This window comes from Enterobacter sp. T2 (genome assembly GCF_010692925.1).
Taxonomy (GTDB): Bacteria; Pseudomonadota; Gammaproteobacteria; order Enterobacterales; family Enterobacteriaceae; genus Enterobacter; species Enterobacter kobei.
The window spans coordinates 4,025,971-4,043,229 of record NZ_CP048736.1 but is presented as its reverse complement, the minus strand read 5'-3'; the positions used below and the strand labels follow the sequence as shown (position 1 = coordinate 4,043,229).

The following is a 17,259-nucleotide window of genomic DNA, read 5'->3' as shown; positions in this document are numbered from 1 at the left end:
ACCTCTAATCGTAACGGAGACCAATATGACTTCACAACTGAACTGGCAGGCCCCGGCTATCAATCGCAAAAAAGTAGGTGACATGACTGTGACCATGCTGAGTGATGGCTATCTGGACGTATCTTTTGAGCTGCTGTCTGGTATTGACGGCTCACGTGCCGAGGATTTACTGCAGAAGCGCGGTGTGCCAGCAGTACCCCGTATTAATATCAACGTCTACGTTATCCAGACGCCTGAGCGAACCATCCTGATTGACAGTGGTGCCGGAGGTATCAATGGCTGGGGCGGTCGGCTTCAGGTAGCCCTGGCCGCGGCAGGCATTGACCCGCTTCAGATTGATACCCTTCTCCTGACTCACGCGCATCCTGACCATATCGGCGGGCTTGCAGGCCCCCTGCAGACTCCCGTTTTCCGCAATGTTCAGCAGTTGTTTGTGCATGAGAAAGAACTCGCTTTCTGGCGTGATGAAACCATTTCCGCTGGCGCGCCTGACGCATTCAAGCCGTTCTTTGAAGTAGCAAGGAACGCCTTCAGCGCTTATGACGACAAACTGGTGCCATTCCGCGAGGAAGCGATTTTACCAGGTATTCAGACTGTACCGCTGTTCGGCCATACACCAGGACATACCGGTTATCTGCTGGGTGATGAAAAAGAGTCGCTGCTCATCTGGGGTGATATTGTTCACTTCCCGCACATTCAGGTTGCTCAGCCTGACGTTACTATCGCGTTCGACAGCGATCCTGCGGCGGCGGCGGCCATCCGTAGCAAAGTGCTTGACCGCGCAGCGAGCGATAACCTGGCTGTCAGTGGTATGCACTTCAACCTGCCTACTACCGGTAAGGTTATCCGTGAAGGTAACAGCTTCGCACTGAATTACGACCTGTGGTCACCCGCAGTCTGATCACCTTCCTTCCCGGTGCACACAATAGTGACCGGGAAGATCCCCTTTCATATCGCCCGACAAGAACCCACCTGCAATACTATGAATATCACTGCCTCACAAAAAAATGGCTCATTACTCTTGCGCCCTGGCTTTTTGTATTCCTCTGGAGTCAGGGTTTGTCGCAGCCAAATTTACCGTGCAGTACAGCGCGCCGTTTCATCTTTTATTCCTGCGTGGCGCATTTTCCTGTCTGGTCCTTCTGCTGCTTACACTGGGGTTCAGGGCCCGTTTTCCGTCCGGCAGAGGAATGGTTCGCAACCTGATTGTCGGACTTTTCCTGCAGAGCTTCTTTCTGGGCGGATGCTTTTATGCCATCCATCGTGGCATGCCGTCAGGCATTGTGGCGCTCATCACCGGCCTGCAGCCGGTACTGACTGCAATACTGGTTTCACTCATGCACCGTCAGTCCCTGCATCCCCGGAAATGGCTGGGTATTGCGATTGGCTTTGCGGGCGTTTTCCTGGTGCTCTCGCCAGGCCAGCATAGTTTTGCACTGGATCCTGTGGCTTTTGGGTCGGTCATGCTGGGGTTATTTGGCGTAACGATCGGAGCGCTTTATCAGCGCCGTGCTCAGGGAGATGGACATATCTTTGCGAACACGTTTTTACAGTACGTCACTTTGACAATATCGATGGGTGCAATTAGCCTGATGTTCGAATCTGCTCCGACGCAGTGGAGCTTATCATTTGCGCTGGGTCTGGGCTGGCTGGTTATTGGCGTATCGGTTCTGGCGATTATGTTGCTGATTTTTATGATACGAAGCGGTGAAGCAACCAAAGTCGCTACTTACTTTTACCTGGTTCCCATTCTCACGGCAGCTGAAGCGTGGTTGCTGTTTGGAGAGGCCATTACATTGCCCATGCTTGTGGGTATGGCAATAACTATAATCGGCCTGATTTTTGTCATCCGGGAATAGACAACCGCACGCGTCGCTGTATGCTTTTGTATATGGCGACGTATAATAGCGGTCAAAGTCAAATTCCGGATGAATATGCAAACAGTCAGCTTTTCCGATTCTCCCGTTGATGATCTCCTCGCTGAGCTTCTTACCCTGGCACGCTCCCGTTTTCCACTTCCCTGCGATTGCCTTCGCGCAGAACAGACGCATCAGGTAAAGAAGTTCGAGGTGGAAGGTGCGACCCTTTCCTTCCCGCTGGAAGGAGAATTCCGGTATCGTGAAAATGAGAAATGGCACCGGGTGATCCCGGGCGAGATTATGGTCGTCCCGAATGCCCGTAGCATCGATATAGAATATGCCCCTTCAGAACAAAGTGGTGAGTTTGTTGCCCTGAGCGTGGTGCTCGCGGAGGAACAGCTTGAAGCAGCCAGGCTGTTACTTGCCGCACCACCACCACAGGACACCGGCAGCATCGCAGCCATTTCCGTATCAGCTCTTCTTTCACCCCTTAACCGCTGGACAGCCGCAATGCGGGAAGGGAAGCGTCCGCTTTCCCTGCACGCCATGGTTGAAGTGGTGCTCTGGCTTTATGGCATGGGATACCATGCTTTGCTGCGAGCCCGGCAGCCAAGTCTGGCCATGAAAATCCGTCAGATGGTAGCGGACAAACCGGCTCATCCCTGGAGTGCTGCTGAAATTGAAGATCTGACGGGACTCAGTGGCCCCACGCTTCGGCGCCACCTGGCCAGTGAGTCAACCAGCTTACGCTCAGTTATCGCCGATGCACGTATCGCGGAGGCTCTCCGCCTGCTGATGACATCGACGCTGCCGGTAAAAACGGTCGCGGGGCGGGTGGGTTACAATTCACTATCGAGCTTCAGCAAGCAGTTTTCTGAACGCTATGGAATCGAACCTTCAGGGTTCCGCTGACTTCAGTTCGTTCAAGGTACACATTGCGTCCCTCGCACTTCAGTAACTTGCGTGGATCTTTCGAATATAACGGAAGATATTGGCCGGCATTGCGTGTAACCGGTTCAGGAGTTCTCATCGTGACGGGAGAGCTAAATCGGTACGGCTGTTGTTCTCAGCTATAAGAACAACTGAGTATCTGACCAGCTGTCTGGTGCTGGCAGCAGCATGCAGTGCAATCGGTCAGGCTCAAAGGAACTGACCTGATGTCAGGTTATAATTTCGGACACATCATAACCCCAGAAGGAGACAACTGTGGTTCATGTTTTCATTATCGGTGGTGCAGGCAAAATCGGCCAGCGTCTGTGCAGGATCCTTTCAGGTAGGGGGCATGCTGTTCGTGCCCTCTACCGTAAGCCAGAGCAGCAGGCATTGCTAGGCGAGCTGGGTGCTGAGCCCGTCAGTGGGAGCCTGACAGAGCTGGATGCAGCTGCGCTGGCGATGCACTTTGCAGGTAGTGATACAGTGGTGTTTACTGCCGGTGCCGGCGGTAAGGGGGGACAGGAGATGACCAATGCGGTCGACGGCGAAGGGCTGAAAAAGTCGGTAGCTGCCGCCCTCAGTGCCGGTGTGTCTCGCTTTCTGCTCGTTTCTGCATTCCCGGAGTCCGCACGGGGAGAAACCACTTCTGAATCATTCGAAAATTATATGCGTGTTAAAAAAATGGCCGATGTGGAACTAGCACAAAGCGAGCTTGACTGGGTGATCCTGCGCCCCGGCGCGCTGCAGGATAAGACTGGTACGGGTTATGTACGTGCCGGCCTGGCCATCCCGTATGGTAACGTGCCCCGTGATGACGTGGCGGCTACGCTGGCTGAACTCATTGAGCAACCTGCCGTCAGCCGCGTCATCATTGAGCTGACGTCTGGCGATGCTCCTGTCCGTGAAGCCATACAGAAGCTGGCGGGCCGATAAAAGGCAGCGCACGTACCAGCAGGCTGCAGGCCCCCAGGCGTTTACAATAAACTTTCCAGCCAGTCGGTAAACGCCCGTACTTTTCGGGAGAGATGGCGGTGCGGATACAGAAGTTACAGTTTGCGATTCGGGGACGTATTATCTGGCAGAACCTCTACCAACAGCCCGCGATCGAGATAAGGCTGCAAAAAAATATTCATGCCCTGTAGTATTCCCAGCCCCGCCAGGCCTGCTGCAATGTAGGCTTCTGAGTTATCCACGACAAGCCTGCCTGGAAGTTCAATTTCGGTGGAGCCCTCTGACGTCCCGAATGTCCAGGGCATAACTTGTCTGTTGCTGCTGTTAATCCAGTTGACGGCCTGATGCTGCTGCAACTCGTCCATTGTTTCCGGGGTGCCGTGTTGATCAAGATACGCAGGACTGGCGCAGGTCGTCATTTTAACGGTTCCCACCTCCTTTGCGATATAGTCGCCATCGTCCAGCTCCCCCACCCTCAGTATGCAGTCCAGGCCATCATGCAGCATATTCCGTCGGCGGTCTGAGCTGCTCAGGATAATTTCAATTCCGGGATGCTGGCGATAAAAATCAGGCAGGTTGGGTATAACAAGTAAAGCCGCAAACGCGACAGGCATATCTATGAGCGAATAGCGGGCGTCAAAATGATAGCGACAGGAAAGTTCTGCCATATTAAACATAACAACCCTTGGGCGCACCGCCGCAGGCGCCCTCAGCACGTTTCTGCGGCCTCCCGCCTGTTTCCGGCACCTTTCAAACGCCCCTGATGATTTCTGCGCGTCTGCATGGCTATGCAGTGAGATCTGCTCTCCACCGATTAGTGCATGCAGATTTTGGAAACGTCCAATTCTGGCACGAAGCGGTCACCCCGGCGGGGTGCAGTCCGCTGTCAGCGAAAACGGACATTGAGCCAATCAAATAATCTGTGCCAGAATTTGTCATTGAGGCTAGTACTTTCGAGTAGATCTATTTCCCGCCCGTACTCTTAAACTCATCTATCTCATCCTTCTACGACTTATTACCGGGAATATAAAACCCCGCCGAAGCGGGTTTGGTAATTTGAGTTTTTCTCAGGCGGCCATCTTTCTGCATTGTTCGGCGCAGTGATGACAAGCGCTTGAGCAATCCTGACAATGGTCATGTTCATGCTTTCCACACTCGTCACCGCACTTCTGACAAACATCAGCGCAAAGACGGCAAAGATCCTGGGCAGACCCGCTATTTAGTGTCATGAATTGAGCTGCAAGACGGCAGATATTTGCACACTGCATATCCAGTTTTATGCACTCGCGCATCATCTCCAGATTCTCTTCGTCGAGACACGAAGCCGCACAGTTATCACATGCCGTTGCACATAGATAACAGGCTTCGATGCATTTTTTGTATTCGTCTAACATAATTTCTCCTTAGCTAAGGTTACGTATTAAGCATGGAAGAGATAACTGATTATTCAAATTTTGAATTAGTTAATTACCTTTTCAGCATTTCATATCATTGATTCAAAGTGCATCTCTAGGGTTACCTAATTCACCTATGTCTACTTCTGGCACAATGCAGAAATGAGATAGATTTACTTTATCCGCTTCTCGCTCAAAGCTGTCCGTAATCCCTTGCCTGCTTAAAAAAACCGGATTAACGTGTGATGTTTTTACGTTTTCCAGGCAGCCTTCATCGGTAAGTACCTGTCTTACAGACTTCAATGCACTTAGTTAAGAAACATCCTAATCGTCCTTTCGCCGATCGCGAGATCTGTTATGGCAGCTAAACTCGATTGATACCCCAATCCGCGGGGCAGCATTTCCTTTCCGCACGCAAGAAGGAGAAGATCATGAAAGCAGTAATTTACAACGGTCCTTATGATGTAAAAGTAAAAGACGTACCGGATGCGAAAATTGTCCGCCCCACGGATGTACTCGTCCGCATCACCACCACCAACATTTGTGGGTCGGACTTGCACATGTATGAGGGCCGGACCAGCTTTGAACAGGGACGGATTCTGGGTCACGAAAACCTGGGTGAAGTGGTCGAAATTGGCTCAGGCGTTGAACGTATTAAGGTGGGCGACTATGTTTGTCTGCCGTTTAACGTGGGATGTGGTTTTTGCGAAAACTGTGAAAAAGGTCTGACCGGCTTTTGTCTCACTACCAATCCGGGTACGGCAGGCGCAGCTTATGGTTTTGCTGAAATGGGTCCCTGGGAGGGAGGTCAGGCGGAACTGCTTCGGGTGCCATTTGCCGACTTTAACTGCCTTGTTCTTCCCCCTGATGCGGCAGAAAAAGAAGATGATTATGTGATGCTCTCTGACATTTTTCCTACCGGCTGGCATGCAACAGAACTTGCCGGATTGAAGCCTGGTGAAAGCGTGGCCATTTATGGCGCGGGGCCGGTCGGTTTGATGGCAGCTCATTCGGCGATCATTAAAGGTGCTTCACAGGTGTTTGTGGTTGATACGCACACAGACCGGTTGGCTCTGGCTGAAAAAATGGGGGCGACGGGCATCAATGCTACTGGCGATGAAGCTGTACAAAAAATTCTCGACCTGACGGATGGACGCGGTACGGATTGTGGCTGCGAATGTGTTGGCTATCAGTGCTGTAACAAACATGGCCATGAAGATAACTCTGTTACCATGAACAGTCTTGTTGCGTCGACGAAAGCAACCGGGGGAATTGGTGTGGTTGGCGTCTTTATTCCTCAGGATCCGGGGGCTGAATCGGAGCTTGCCAGAGAGGGTAAGATGCCATTTGATTTTGGGAGTTTCTGGTTTAAAGGACAGGCAATCCGTACCGGCCAGGCGAACGTTAAGGCCTATAACCGTCAGCTGTCTCGCCTCATCCATCACGATAAAGCCAGTCCGGGCAAAATAATTTCTCATCGTCTTTCGCTTGAAGAGGCTCCTGCCGGATATAAGCACTTCGATGAGCGGGATGAAGGATGGACGAAGGTTATCCTTAAGCCTTAAATAGAGTTATCCGGTATGAGAAAGCAAAAACCGGGAAAGAATGTATGACTTTTGACAGGGTGCAATAAAATATCCTGTCAGGGCGTTATTATTCATACTTTCAGCTGCCAGGCGCTTCCATATCCAGACTTGTTCCCTGATTTTGCCGACGAGATAGCAAAATTAATACATTCAGGAGGAGGCATCTGCGGTTGATCTGTTCCGTATTTATTAACGCCCTGTGCTGTAAGTATTGTCTGCCTCTACCACATAGCAGACATGTGCGCAGGAACGGTCCGCTATGAGCGAAAAGCGGACTTCCGGTCCTTGCGCAAACTCCCGTTCCGAGAAGTTGCAGTTCACAAATCACCTGTTAAAGAAGGTATGGTAGCCCACAGCATTAATTTTGCTTCCATCTTCAGTCAGACTGGCCGGTACCGGCTTCCGATAAGTTTCGTCGGCTGAGGCCCGCTAAAGTAGAGAGGTCAAAAAATAACCTTGACGTACAATAATTTTCGATATCCAAACTGACCCCTAATTAGGTGGACACCTGATGACTGACTTAAAATTTCTATCACGCCAGCGTTACACATCCGCAGTCGCATCTTGCGGGGTTCAGCGGGGTGTTGCAGGCGGACGTGCACGTGCGGACGCCCTCTGACACCACGACCGAAGCGCTGTGCCGTATCGGCGAGCTGTATGGCATCGAGGCGGGCATCCGGGGCAAAAGCGCGGCGGAACGGCTGGCCATTCGGCAGGAAAAAGCGGTACCGCTGCTGACCGCGCTGGAGGGCTGGCTGCGTGAAAAGCAGAAAACGCTGTCACGGCACTCGGAGCTGTCGAAGGCGTTCGCGTACGCGCTGAACCAGTGGGATGCGCTGAAATTATACCTGCGGGAGATTACTGATACAGAACACGCCGGGAATGTGCCGCCATTGACGCAATGACGACACAGCCCTTTTTAACCGTTCCGTGAGAGTTCCCTGGCAATATACTGTGCGGTACGGCTTTCTTTGACCTGCGATACCTGTTCGGGAGTTCCTGCGGCAACCAGGCGTCCTCCCTCATGTCCCGCTCCAGGACCGATGTCGATAACCTGGTCTGCCTGAGTAACCGCCCGCATATCGTGTTCAATCATTATCACCGTATTTTCTGCATCAACAAGCCGCTGCAGCTGCACAAGGAGGCGGTCGGCGTCTGAAGCATGCAGGCCGGTTGTCGGTTCATCTAGGATATACAACGTGTGGCCACGTTGGCTACGTTGTAGTTCGGTTGCCAGCTTGATCCTTTGCGCCTCCCCTCCGGATAACTCGGTTGCTGGTTGTCCCAGACGCAGGTAGCCCAGACCAATTTCACTCAGCAGACGGAGGGGACGAGCCACTGGTTCTTCAGTCGCAAAGAACTGACTGGCTTCATCCACCGTCATATGCAGGACCTCCGCGATATTTTTGTCCTGCCAGCAGATCCTGAGAGTATCCCGGTTATACCGCGCGCCATGGCAGGTCGGGCACGGTGCATACACGCTCGGCATAAACAACAGCTCCACGCTGACGAATCCTTCACCTTCACAGGTTGCACAGCGGCCTTTTGCCACATTGAAAGAGAATTGACCCGCATCGTAATGATGGAGTTTGGCGTCAGTCGTTCCGGCAAAGAGCTTACGAACAGGATCAAACAACCCGGTATATGTCGCCAGGTTTGAACGGGGGGTCCTGCCTATCGGTTTCTGGTCAACCTGAACCAGACGCTTTACCAGTCCGGTATCACCGGTCAGGGTACCGTACGTTTTCTCCGTTACGGATGGCCCCTCAGCGTCGCTGGCTTCGGAAAGCACGTCTTCTGGCTCACCGCCAAGTGAAGAAAGCACCAGTTCCGGTAAGGCCTGGGCAATCAGACTGGATTTACCGGAGCCAGAGACTCCCGTCACGGCTGTCAGCACACCCAGAGGAATATCAACATCGATCCACTTAAGATTGTGGCGATGGATCCCCTGCAGTTTCAGCCACCCGGATGGGATACGGGCAAAAGATTGTGGTGGCCGGACTTCATCAAATAAATAACGCGCGGTACGAGATTGGGTGACGGCTTTCAGATCTTCAGGAATACCACTGTAGAGAACATGTCCTCCCTGTTCACCAGCCGACGGTCCCACATCAACAAGCCATTGCGCCCGTCGCATCAGGTTAAGATCATGTTCAACGACAAACACCGAGTTGCCGGCATCACGAAGGTTCTCAAGCGCATCGTAAAGCGCTTTACTGTCTGAGGGGTGCAGACCCGCAGACGGTTCATCAAGAACATAGACCACACCAAACAGCATCGAACTGAGTTGCGTGGCAAGACGCAGTCGCTGAAGCTCTCCTGCAGATAGAGTTGGGGTTGCTCTGTCCAGCGTAAGATAACCCAGCCCCAGCTTCTGCAACTGATACAACCGGGCCATGACACCACCGGTCAGCCGTTGTGCCGCCAGTCGTTTCTCTTCCGATAACGCCGATGTCCGGCAGACATCGGCGTTATCGGAATGGACCGCTTTTCCGGATGCAGCACGCTCTGTCAGATCCCGACGGGTGATATCCCTGTCGGCATCTGCGCCGGCGTGGTGGGCACTGAAATCCCCCCGGGAGATTGGAAGGAGCAATTCCGCCAGCTGGTCTAAGGGCATCTGCATAAATTCACCAATGTCCACACCGGCAAAGGTGACGGACAATGATTCTGACTTCAGTCTTTTCCCGTGACAGACCGGACACAGCTTGCCTTCCATAAAACGGGAGACTCGTTTTCTCATCAACGCGCTTTGCGTGCTGGCGAAGGTATGTAGCACATAACGACGTGCCCCGGTGAAGGTCCCCATATAACCCGGCGTCATTTTTTTCCTGACGGCTTCGCGCGTATCTTCCGGACTCAGTCCCGAGAAAACCGGTACAGTGGGGGTGTCTTCGGTAAAAAGGATCCACTGACGGTCTTCCGCTGGCAGATTTTTCCAGGGAGTGTCGATGTCATACCCCAGCGTCACCAGAATATCCCGCAGATTCTGTCCGTGCCAGGCCGGGGGCCAGGAAGCAATAGCCTTTTCACGGATACTAAGTGAGGGATCGGGCACCATCAGTGTTTCAGTTACCTCATAGATATGGCCCAGACCATGGCAAGAAGGGCATGCCCCCTGCGGCGTGTTGGGAGAAAAATCCTCGGCATACAGCATCGGTTGTCCGGCAGGATAAGCGCCCGCCCGTGAGTACATCATTCGCACCAGACTGGATAAGGTGGTCACGCTGCCGACAGAGGAGCGCGCGTTACTGGCACCGCGTTGTTGCTGAAGCGCAACGGCTGGCGGCAGTCCGTCAATGGCATCCACATCCGGAACCCCGACCTGATCAATGAGGCGACGAGCGTAGGGGGCAACCGATTCAAAGTAGCGCCGTTGCGCCTCAGCATAAATGGTGCCAAAGGCCAGTGAAGACTTACCCGAGCCTGACACACCCGAAAAAACAACCAATGCGTTGCGCGGAATGGAAACATCCACCTCTTTAAGGTTGTTCTCGCGAGCACCGCGAATCACAACTGAATTGTTGTCGTCAGTCAGGATGGGATGATAACCGAAAAGTTTCTTTGCCATAGAATTTCCTGTGCTAGGTGTGTCCGCTCTTAATAAGGCCACCTCTTGTGACGGTATCTGGTGTGCCGGACCGCTCGATCAGAAAGCCCGTCGAAAAAAGCGTTTGTGTGACTGGAAACAGATTGCTGAAGCTGGGCCCGGTGGTACCATGTGGGACACCGCTGAAGTTTCAGCGGTACCCTGCGGATCCGCCTTCTGTATGAGAACTGGCTGGCGGCGTACCCGGGACCGGAGATTTGGCTCCCGTGATAATGCGGGCTCCCCGGTACGCGACGCTGTGGTTCCAGACCCAGCTGATGGCGACACTCAGGCGGTTTCGGGTACCAATTAAAAAATACAGATGAATAATGCACGTGATTTCATATGTCATTTCCTTTCATTACAGTTTTAGACCCCATCAGACATCTGCCTGGCAGAGTTAACGGAGATAGGAGCGGACTATCGAAATGGTGTCGTCGATTGACCTCTTCTGCGACTCATTTCGTTTGCCCGTATCGGGGAATTCCTCCCGAAGATAGCTTTCCAGAACAACCGCCATCAGGTCGTTAACGGCTCCCTGGACTGACCCCGCCCCGGTAGACGATCCTGCCCTATAGTTTGAGTATAGGAGGAGCGTATGGGCACACCACGATTTACACCTGAATTTAAGGAAGAAGCCGTCCGTCAGATAACGGAACGCGGTTATTCCGTCGCCTAAGTATCTGAGCGTCTGGGCGTCTCTGCACACCGCCTCTACAAGTGGCTACGGGCTATCAAACCTGATAACAGCGAGCAGCATGCCCGGGATTTACTGGAAGCTAAAAGCGAGATCCTGAAACTCCGGGCGCAGCTAAAACGCACCGAAGAAGAACGGGATATCCTGAAAAAGGCCGCGCGGTACTTTGCAAAGGAGCCCGACTGAAGTACCGCTTTATCAATGAGCACCGAACTGTATGGGGTGTGATGACGATGTGTCGGGTACTGAATGTCGCCCGGGCCGGGTTCTATGCGTGGCTGCATAACCCTGTCTCGGCGCGTGATAAAGATAACCAGCGCCTGCTGATGCTTATCCGCGACTCATATTCCCTGAGCGGAGGCGTATACGGTTACCGGCGGGTTCATGGCGATCTGAACGAAATCGGGGAAACCTGTGGTAGAAACCGGGTGGGTCGGATCATGCAACTGGACCGGATTAAAGCTGTGCGCGGCTATAAAGCGCCACGTCGTATCGCTGGCAGGCCTTCAGTCGTTGCTCCTAATCTCGTGCAGCGGCAGTTCACCGTTGTCCGGGCCACCCAGGTCTGGGTCACCGATATTACTTATATCCGCACCTGGCAGGGCTGGCTGTATCTGGCGGTGGTTATCGATCTCTTCGCCCGTAATGTGGTCGGCTGGTCGATGAAACCCACTCTCTCACGCGAACTGGCGCTCGACGCGCTGATGATGGCGGTCTGGCGCCGAAAACCAGACAGCGAGGTTATCGTACATAGCGATCAGGGCAGCCAGTACGGCAGTGACGACTGGCAGCGCTTCTACCGGGCCAATAACCTGGCGCCGAGCATGAGCCGGCGTGGCAACTGCTGGGATAATGCGGTGGCCGAATCGTTCTTCAGTTCGCTGAAAAAAGAACGGATCAGAAAACGCATATATAAAACCAGGGATCTGGCCCGGGCGGATCTTCGATTACATTGAAGTCTTCTATAACCGGTCCCGGCGCCACAGCCACCTCGGCGACGTCAGTCCGGAGGCCTTCGAACAGGCCTCGTCGTGAGGACAGGATTTGTCTACAGGCGTGGGGTCAGTCCAAACTATAGGGCAGGATCGTCTACCGGGGCGGGGTCAGTCCATCAACGGCTCGGAAGTGTCTAGATTATCCGTGGCGATTCAGTTACAGTACATCTCAGGTCTGCAGGGTTCAGGCCCTGTTCAGGCCTGAAAATTAAGCACATTTTCTGAGGCTGGAAATCAACTCATGCTGACAGCCTGAGCCTGTTGGCATGGTAAGCAATGTGCTCACCAATAAAGCTGGAAATGAAATAATAGCTGTGGTCGTATCCAGTATGATATCGGAACGACGCATTGAGGTTCATCTCATTGCATACTCTCTCAAGGATTTTGGTGCGCAGTTGCTCTTCATAAAAGGCGTCACTCAGCCCCTGATCAATGAAGATTTCTGGTAATTTTTCACCCTGTAAAATGAGGCTGACTGGATCGTAGGCTTCCCACGTTTTTCTGTTTTCACCCAGGTAAGCGCTAAATGCCTGTTGCCCCCATGGCACCTGAGAAGGCGATACTATCGGGGAAAATGCTGATACGCTCACATATTCACCAGGATTTCGCAGAGCCAGCACCAGAGCACCCAGCCCTCCCATAGAATGACCGGATATAGATTTTCTTGCCGTTGCAGGAAAATGATTCATGACGACATCCGGAAGCTCTCTGAGAATATAGTCATACATCCTGTAATGAACATTCCACGGCTGTTCCGTCGCGTTCAGATAAAAACCGGCCCCCTGGCCAAGATCGTAACTGTCGGCATCCGGGACATTATTACCCCGGGGACTGGTATCCGGGACAACAACGATGACGTTATGCCGGGCTGCATAATGCTGCATACCTGATTTGGTGATGAAATTCTGCTCAGTACAGGTCAGGCCCGACAACCAGTATAGTACCGGCAGTTTTTCTGTTACTGCTTTGGGAGGAAGATACACACCGAAATTCATTTCACAATTAAGGGATTGTGAATAATGCCGGTACACGTTTTGCCAGCCGCCAGAGCTGGCATGCTGCTCAATGAGTTCCATCAGCCGTTATCTCATGGTTATTTCCCCTGACCGAAGCCAGGGGAAGTATCTTTAAATCCGGACGTCAGATAAACGTATACGCCGTGATTTTGTTACCCGCCGGATCCCGCAGGTAGGCAGCATAGGCCCCGGGAAGGTGACCACGCGGGCCAGGTTGACCTTCATCAGCTCCACCGGCGGCAAGGCCGGCAGCATGGAAAGCATCAACCTCTTCCGGGGTGGCAGCAGCGAAGCCGACAGTCACCCCGTTAGCGGAAGGTGCTTCACCGTTGCCCGGACGGGCAATGATAAATGCCGGCTTTTCGCGGCCATAGAGTACCCAGCCGTTGCCAAACGGGCCGAGGTTATTGATACCAAGCGTGCCCAGGACGACATCGTAAAATGCGGAGGATTTCTCGACATCGGCTGCGCCAATGAACACATGAGAAAAGATGCCGTCACCAGAAATTACCGGAGTTGTCATTTTCCACTTCCTTCAGTTTGAGTTGATTAAAATTCTGATGGGATCAGTAATGAATCACTGTCCGGATAGATTTGCCTTCATGCATAAGCTCGAAGGCGTCATTGATTTCATCCAGTGTCATCGTATGGGTTACAAATGGCTCAAGGTCAATATCCCCCTTCATGGCATCCTCGACCATACCGGGGAGCTGAGTGCGGCCTTTTACTCCGCCAAACGCGGAACCTTTCCATACGCGCCCGGTGACCAGCTGGAAAGGACGGGTGGAAATCTCCTGTCCGGCCCCTGCGACACCAATGACAACGGACTGCCCCCACCCACGGTGAGCACTTTCCAGCGCTGCACGCATGACGTTAACGTTACCGATACATTCAAAGGTATGGTCAATACCCCACTTGTTGATATCCAGCAGAACATCTTTAATCGGTTTGTCATAATCATTCGGGTTAATGCAGTCAGTGGCCCCGAACTGACGGGCCAGGTCAAATTTTGTCGGATTAGTATCGATAGCGATAATACGTCCCGCTTTTGCCTGACGGGCCCCCTGTACCGCAGCCAGACCAATTGCCCCCAGACCAAAAATGGCAACTGAATCGCCCGGCTGCACTTTAGCCGTGTTATGGACGGCGCCAATACCGGTAGTCACGCCACAACCCAACAGGCAGACGTGTTCATGGTTCGCCTCCGGGTTAATTTTTGCCAGAGAAACCTCGGCCACAACGGTGTATTCACTGAATGTGGAACATCCCATGTAGTGGTAAAGAGGCTGACCGTTGTATGAAAAGCGAGTGGTCCCGTCAGGCATCAGTCCTTTGCCCTGAGTCTCGCGAACCGATACACAGAGGTTCGTTTTACCGGACTGGCAGAATTCACACTCCCCGCATTCAGCGGTGTAGAGCGGAATAACATGGTCACCCGGCTTCACACTGGTGACGCCTTCACCAACTTCAACGACGATACCGGCTCCCTCGTGGCCGAGAACCACCGGGAAAACGCCCTCAGGGTCATTCCCTGAGAGGGTAAAGGCATCGGTATGGCAGACACCTGTGTGGGTGTTTTTAATCAGCACCTCGCCTTTTTTAGGCGGAGCAACATCAATTTCAACAATCTCCAGGGGCTTCCCTGGTGCAAATGCAACAGCGGCACGTGATTTCATACGTAATATATCCTCAATGTAATAATGGCCTCACCTATTTAAGATAGGCACGAACCAGCTCAATCGTATCGTCAACTGATTTACTGACTTCATGACTGTAGCTGTCATTCTGGTCAAAGGTTTCCCGTATGTGGCTCTCCAGCACCTCTGCCATCAGTCCGTTAGCGGCGCCCCGGACGGCGGCGATTTGCTGGAGAACGGAACGGCATTCAGCGCCACTTTCAAGTGCTCTTTCCAGAGCATCAATCTGACCCCGGATACGGCGAACCCGGGTTAGGACCTTTTTTTTCTCTTCAGGAGTACTGGGCATTGCTTACCTCACTGCTCTGTATTTCTTATACTATAGGGGAGTATTACATTAAGATCAACACATACCCCACTATAGTATAATAAATATATCAGAGCACCGGTAATGACTCCAACTTACTGATAGTGTTTTATGTTCAGATAATGCCCGATGACTTTGTCATGCAGCTCCACCGATTTTGAGAACGACAGTGACTTCCTGCCCAGCCTTGCCAGATGCTGCCTCAGATTCAGGTTATGCCGCTCAATGCGCTGCGTATATCGCTTGCTGATAACGTGCAGTTCTCCCTTCAGGCGTGATTCATAAAGCGGCCAGCCATCCGTCATCCATACCACGACCTCAAAGGCCGACAGCAGGCCCAGAAGACGCTCCAGCGTGACCAACGTGCGTTCACCGAATACGTGCGCCACAACCGTCCTCCGTATCCTGTCATACGCGTAAAACAACCAGCGCTGGCGTGATTTAGCGCCGACGTAACCCCACTGTTCGTCCATTTCCGCGCAAACAATGACGTCACTGCCCGGTTGTATGCGTGAGTTTACCGACTGCGGCCTGAGTTTTTTAAGTGTCGTAAAATCGTGTTGAGGCCAACGCCCATAATGCGTGCACTGGCGCGACATCCGACGCCATTCATGGCCATATCAATAATTTTCTGGTGTGTACCGGGCTGAGAGACGGTGTAAGTGAACTGTAGCTGCCATGTTTTACGGCAGTGAGAGCAGAGATAGCGCTGATGTCCGGCAGTACTTTTACCGTTACGCACCACGCCTTCAGTAGCTGAACAGGAGGGACAGCTGATAGAAACAGAAGCCACTGGAGCACCTCAAAAACACCATCATACACTAAATCAGTAAGTTGGCACCATTACCCGAATTACCAGCGTCTGCTCTTGGCACGGAGCGGACCTATTTACTGAGCCGAAGGTCCGCTCAGACTAACTCATTAAAGCCTGGTTGTTTTATCGCATCATCAGCCGTGTTCTGAAGCATTAGCTATGTATCTTCAGGGATGCTGATTTTCCCTCTGCACCAGATAAACCAGAATACAGTTTGATGTCGGTCAAAAAAGACAGCTTTAAGTGCATGAAATGAATAATGTTTCTTGAATGCTGGCAAAGCACTGGGATCGTAGTGTTGATTATTAGACGATCGGTCAATATTATTTATTGACGACTTAATGACTGAACGGTAAACGCCCGGACAAACGAGGTGAACGTGTTTAAATCTTTATTAATCAACAAAACAGATGGACGCTATAGTGCGCAACTTGCTGAAATCGCTGAAAGTGAACTACCGCAGGGGGATGTGGAGGTCAATGTTGACTATTCATCCATCAACTACAAAGACGCACTGGCCATTACGGGCCGGGGCCCAATCGTCCGACGCTTTCCCATGGTGCCCGGCATTGATTTTACCGGTACAGTGTCCGCCAGTTCACATCCCGAATATCAGGCCGGAGATAAGGTTCTCCTGACCGGCTGGGGTGTTGGGGAAAAACACTGGGGCGGACTATCCGAAAAAGCACGGGTAAATGGAGACTGGCTGACGCCGCTCCCGGCTGGCGCTAACGGCAAACACGTAATGGCAATCGGAACAGCTGGGTTTACCGCGATGCTGTGCGTAGACGCACTTCTGAATCATGGTATTAAGCCTGAAGATGGTCCGGTACTTGTTACCGGTGCCAGCGGCGGCGTCGGGAGCATTGCGGCCATGATCCTTGCATCAATGGGGTACCGCGTTACGGCGTCTACTGGACGCCCGGAAGAGGCTGCCTGGCTCTATAAAACGGTCGGTGTGGACGAGATTATTAACCGTTCCGAGCTCTCCTGTCCCGGAAAACCGTTACAGAAAGAACGCTGGGCTGCCGCCATTGATACAGTCGGTAGCCATACGCTCTGCAATGTATGCGCCGGGGTGCGTTATGGCAGTATTGTTGCAGCCTGCGGCATGGCACAGGGGATGGAACTAATGGGGAATGTGGCTCCGTTTATCCTGCGTGGCGTCACGCTGAAAGGGATTGACAGTGTCATGTTCGCGAAGGAAAAAAGAGCGGCGATCTGGCAGCAGGCGGTACAGTATTTACCGGAGTCCAGACTGGATAGCCTGACCACCGTTTATCCGCTGAGTGATGCCATCAATGTGGCCGAAAAACTTCTGAGTGGCGGAATTCGTGGCCGGGCAGTAATTCAGTGTAGCTAATGAAGTGGAAGCCAGGCTCAGCCTGGGTTTGATAATTATTATCAGGGGCTGCGGCCCC

13 protein-coding genes and 3 pseudogenes are annotated in these 17,259 nt (G+C 52.6%); 8 read left to right on the top strand and 8 right to left on the bottom strand.

Features of this window, described 5'->3' with window-relative positions; genetic code table 11:
• Positions 1–25 precede the first annotated feature (25 nt).
• The 4 genes from G0034_RS19365 (at position 26) to G0034_RS19350 (ending at position 3,725) form a co-directional block, all read left to right on the top strand.
• Positions 26–901 carry an MBL fold metallo-hydrolase gene (locus G0034_RS19365; protein ID WP_017384065.1) on the top strand — a complete coding sequence of 292 codons (876 nt, stop codon included), beginning with the start codon at positions 26–28 and terminating at the stop codon, positions 899–901.
• Between the two features lie 106 nt (positions 902–1,007).
• Positions 1,008–1,859: a DMT family transporter gene (locus tag G0034_RS19360; protein ID WP_023279882.1), complete on the top strand. Its 852-nt coding sequence runs from the start codon at positions 1,008–1,010 to the stop codon at positions 1,857–1,859.
• A gap of 75 nt (positions 1,860–1,934) precedes the next feature.
• Positions 1,935–2,771, top strand: coding sequence for a helix-turn-helix transcriptional regulator (locus tag G0034_RS19355; RefSeq protein ID WP_023279881.1), 837 nt, complete (start codon positions 1,935–1,937; stop codon positions 2,769–2,771).
• Positions 2,772–3,065: 294 nt separating this feature from the next.
• Complete coding sequence (locus G0034_RS19350; RefSeq protein ID WP_007897903.1) at positions 3,066–3,725, top strand: SDR family oxidoreductase; 660 nt, start codon at positions 3,066–3,068, stop codon at positions 3,723–3,725.
• A 41-nt stretch (positions 3,726–3,766) separates the two neighbouring features.
• Here G0034_RS19350 and G0034_RS19345 read toward each other — a convergent pair.
• Positions 3,767–4,363: pseudogene (locus G0034_RS19345) on the bottom strand (LysR substrate-binding domain-containing protein); the annotation flags it as partial.
• A 447-nt stretch (positions 4,364–4,810) separates the two neighbouring features.
• Positions 4,811–5,137 carry a four-helix bundle copper-binding protein gene (locus G0034_RS19340; protein ID WP_022649401.1) on the bottom strand — a complete coding sequence of 109 codons (327 nt, stop codon included), beginning with the start codon at positions 5,135–5,137 and terminating at the stop codon, positions 4,811–4,813.
• Positions 5,138–5,568: 431 nt separating this feature from the next.
• On the opposite strand from G0034_RS19340, the gene G0034_RS19335 reads away from it, so the two are divergent.
• Positions 5,569–6,702 carry a glutathione-independent formaldehyde dehydrogenase gene (locus tag G0034_RS19335; RefSeq protein WP_022651297.1) on the top strand — a complete coding sequence of 378 codons (1,134 nt, stop codon included), beginning with the start codon at positions 5,569–5,571 and terminating at the stop codon, positions 6,700–6,702.
• A gap of 569 nt (positions 6,703–7,271) precedes the next feature.
• Positions 7,272–7,571 (top strand): annotated as a pseudogene (locus tag G0034_RS19330) (IS66 family transposase); the annotation flags it as partial.
• Between the two features lie 71 nt (positions 7,572–7,642).
• Here G0034_RS19330 and G0034_RS19325 read toward each other — a convergent pair.
• Complete coding sequence (locus G0034_RS19325) at positions 7,643–10,294, bottom strand: excinuclease ABC subunit UvrA (RefSeq protein WP_179121205.1); 2,652 nt, start codon at positions 10,292–10,294, stop codon at positions 7,643–7,645.
• Positions 10,295–10,910: 616 nt separating this feature from the next.
• Here G0034_RS19325 and G0034_RS19315 point away from each other — a divergent pair.
• Positions 10,911–12,044: pseudogene (locus G0034_RS19315) on the top strand (IS3 family transposase).
• A gap of 199 nt (positions 12,045–12,243) precedes the next feature.
• Here G0034_RS19315 and fghA read toward each other — a convergent pair.
• The 5 genes from fghA to G0034_RS19290 all read right to left on the bottom strand — a co-directional run bounded on the left by fghA (position 12,244) and on the right by G0034_RS19290 (position 15,817).
• A complete protein-coding gene (gene fghA / locus G0034_RS19310) occupies positions 12,244–13,080 on the bottom strand; it encodes an S-formylglutathione hydrolase (protein WP_012561110.1) in 837 nt (278 codons plus the stop codon).
• Positions 13,081–13,144: 64 nt separating this feature from the next.
• Positions 13,145–13,543 (bottom strand): VOC family protein, encoded by a 399-nt coding sequence (locus G0034_RS19305; protein WP_012561111.1) that lies wholly within the window; start codon positions 13,541–13,543, stop codon positions 13,145–13,147.
• A gap of 43 nt (positions 13,544–13,586) precedes the next feature.
• A complete protein-coding gene (frmA, locus tag G0034_RS19300; protein WP_017384070.1) occupies positions 13,587–14,696 on the bottom strand; it encodes an S-(hydroxymethyl)glutathione dehydrogenase in 1,110 nt (369 codons plus the stop codon).
• A 34-nt stretch (positions 14,697–14,730) separates the two neighbouring features.
• Complete coding sequence (frmR, locus tag G0034_RS19295; protein WP_017384071.1) at positions 14,731–15,006, bottom strand: formaldehyde-responsive transcriptional repressor FrmR; 276 nt, start codon at positions 15,004–15,006, stop codon at positions 14,731–14,733.
• A 113-nt stretch (positions 15,007–15,119) separates the two neighbouring features.
• A protein-coding gene (locus G0034_RS19290; protein ID WP_223195083.1) for an IS1 family transposase occupies positions 15,120–15,817 on the bottom strand; the annotation gives its coding sequence in 2 pieces (ribosomal slippage) (positions 15,120–15,568 and positions 15,568–15,817; 699 coding nt in all).
• A gap of 400 nt (positions 15,818–16,217) precedes the next feature.
• Here G0034_RS19290 and acuI point away from each other — a divergent pair.
• Positions 16,218–17,201 (top strand): acrylyl-CoA reductase (NADPH), encoded by a 984-nt coding sequence (gene acuI / locus G0034_RS19285; protein ID WP_023280857.1) that lies wholly within the window; start codon positions 16,218–16,220, stop codon positions 17,199–17,201.
• Positions 17,202–17,259 lie beyond the last annotated feature (58 nt).

Coding starts and splice junctions, on each gene's coding strand:
- G0034_RS19365 (WP_017384065.1), top strand. CDS start 26: ATGACTTCACAACTGAACTGGCAGGCCCCGGCTATCAATCGCAAAAAA.
- G0034_RS19360 (WP_023279882.1), top strand. CDS start 1,008: ATGGCTCATTACTCTTGCGCCCTGGCTTTTTGTATTCCTCTGGAGTCA.
- G0034_RS19355 (WP_023279881.1), top strand. CDS start 1,935: ATGCAAACAGTCAGCTTTTCCGATTCTCCCGTTGATGATCTCCTCGCT.
- G0034_RS19340 (WP_022649401.1), bottom strand. CDS start 5,137: ATGTTAGACGAATACAAAAAATGCATCGAAGCCTGTTATCTATGTGCA.
- G0034_RS19335 (WP_022651297.1), top strand. CDS start 5,569: ATGAAAGCAGTAATTTACAACGGTCCTTATGATGTAAAAGTAAAAGAC.
- G0034_RS19325 (WP_179121205.1), bottom strand. CDS start 10,294: ATGGCAAAGAAACTTTTCGGTTATCATCCCATCCTGACTGACGACAAC.
- fghA (WP_012561110.1), bottom strand. CDS start 13,080: ATGGAACTCATTGAGCAGCATGCCAGCTCTGGCGGCTGGCAAAACGTG.
- G0034_RS19305 (WP_012561111.1), bottom strand. CDS start 13,543: ATGACAACTCCGGTAATTTCTGGTGACGGCATCTTTTCTCATGTGTTC.
- frmA (WP_017384070.1), bottom strand. CDS start 14,696: ATGAAATCACGTGCCGCTGTTGCATTTGCACCAGGGAAGCCCCTGGAG.
- frmR (WP_017384071.1), bottom strand. CDS start 15,006: ATGCCCAGTACTCCTGAAGAGAAAAAAAAGGTCCTAACCCGGGTTCGC.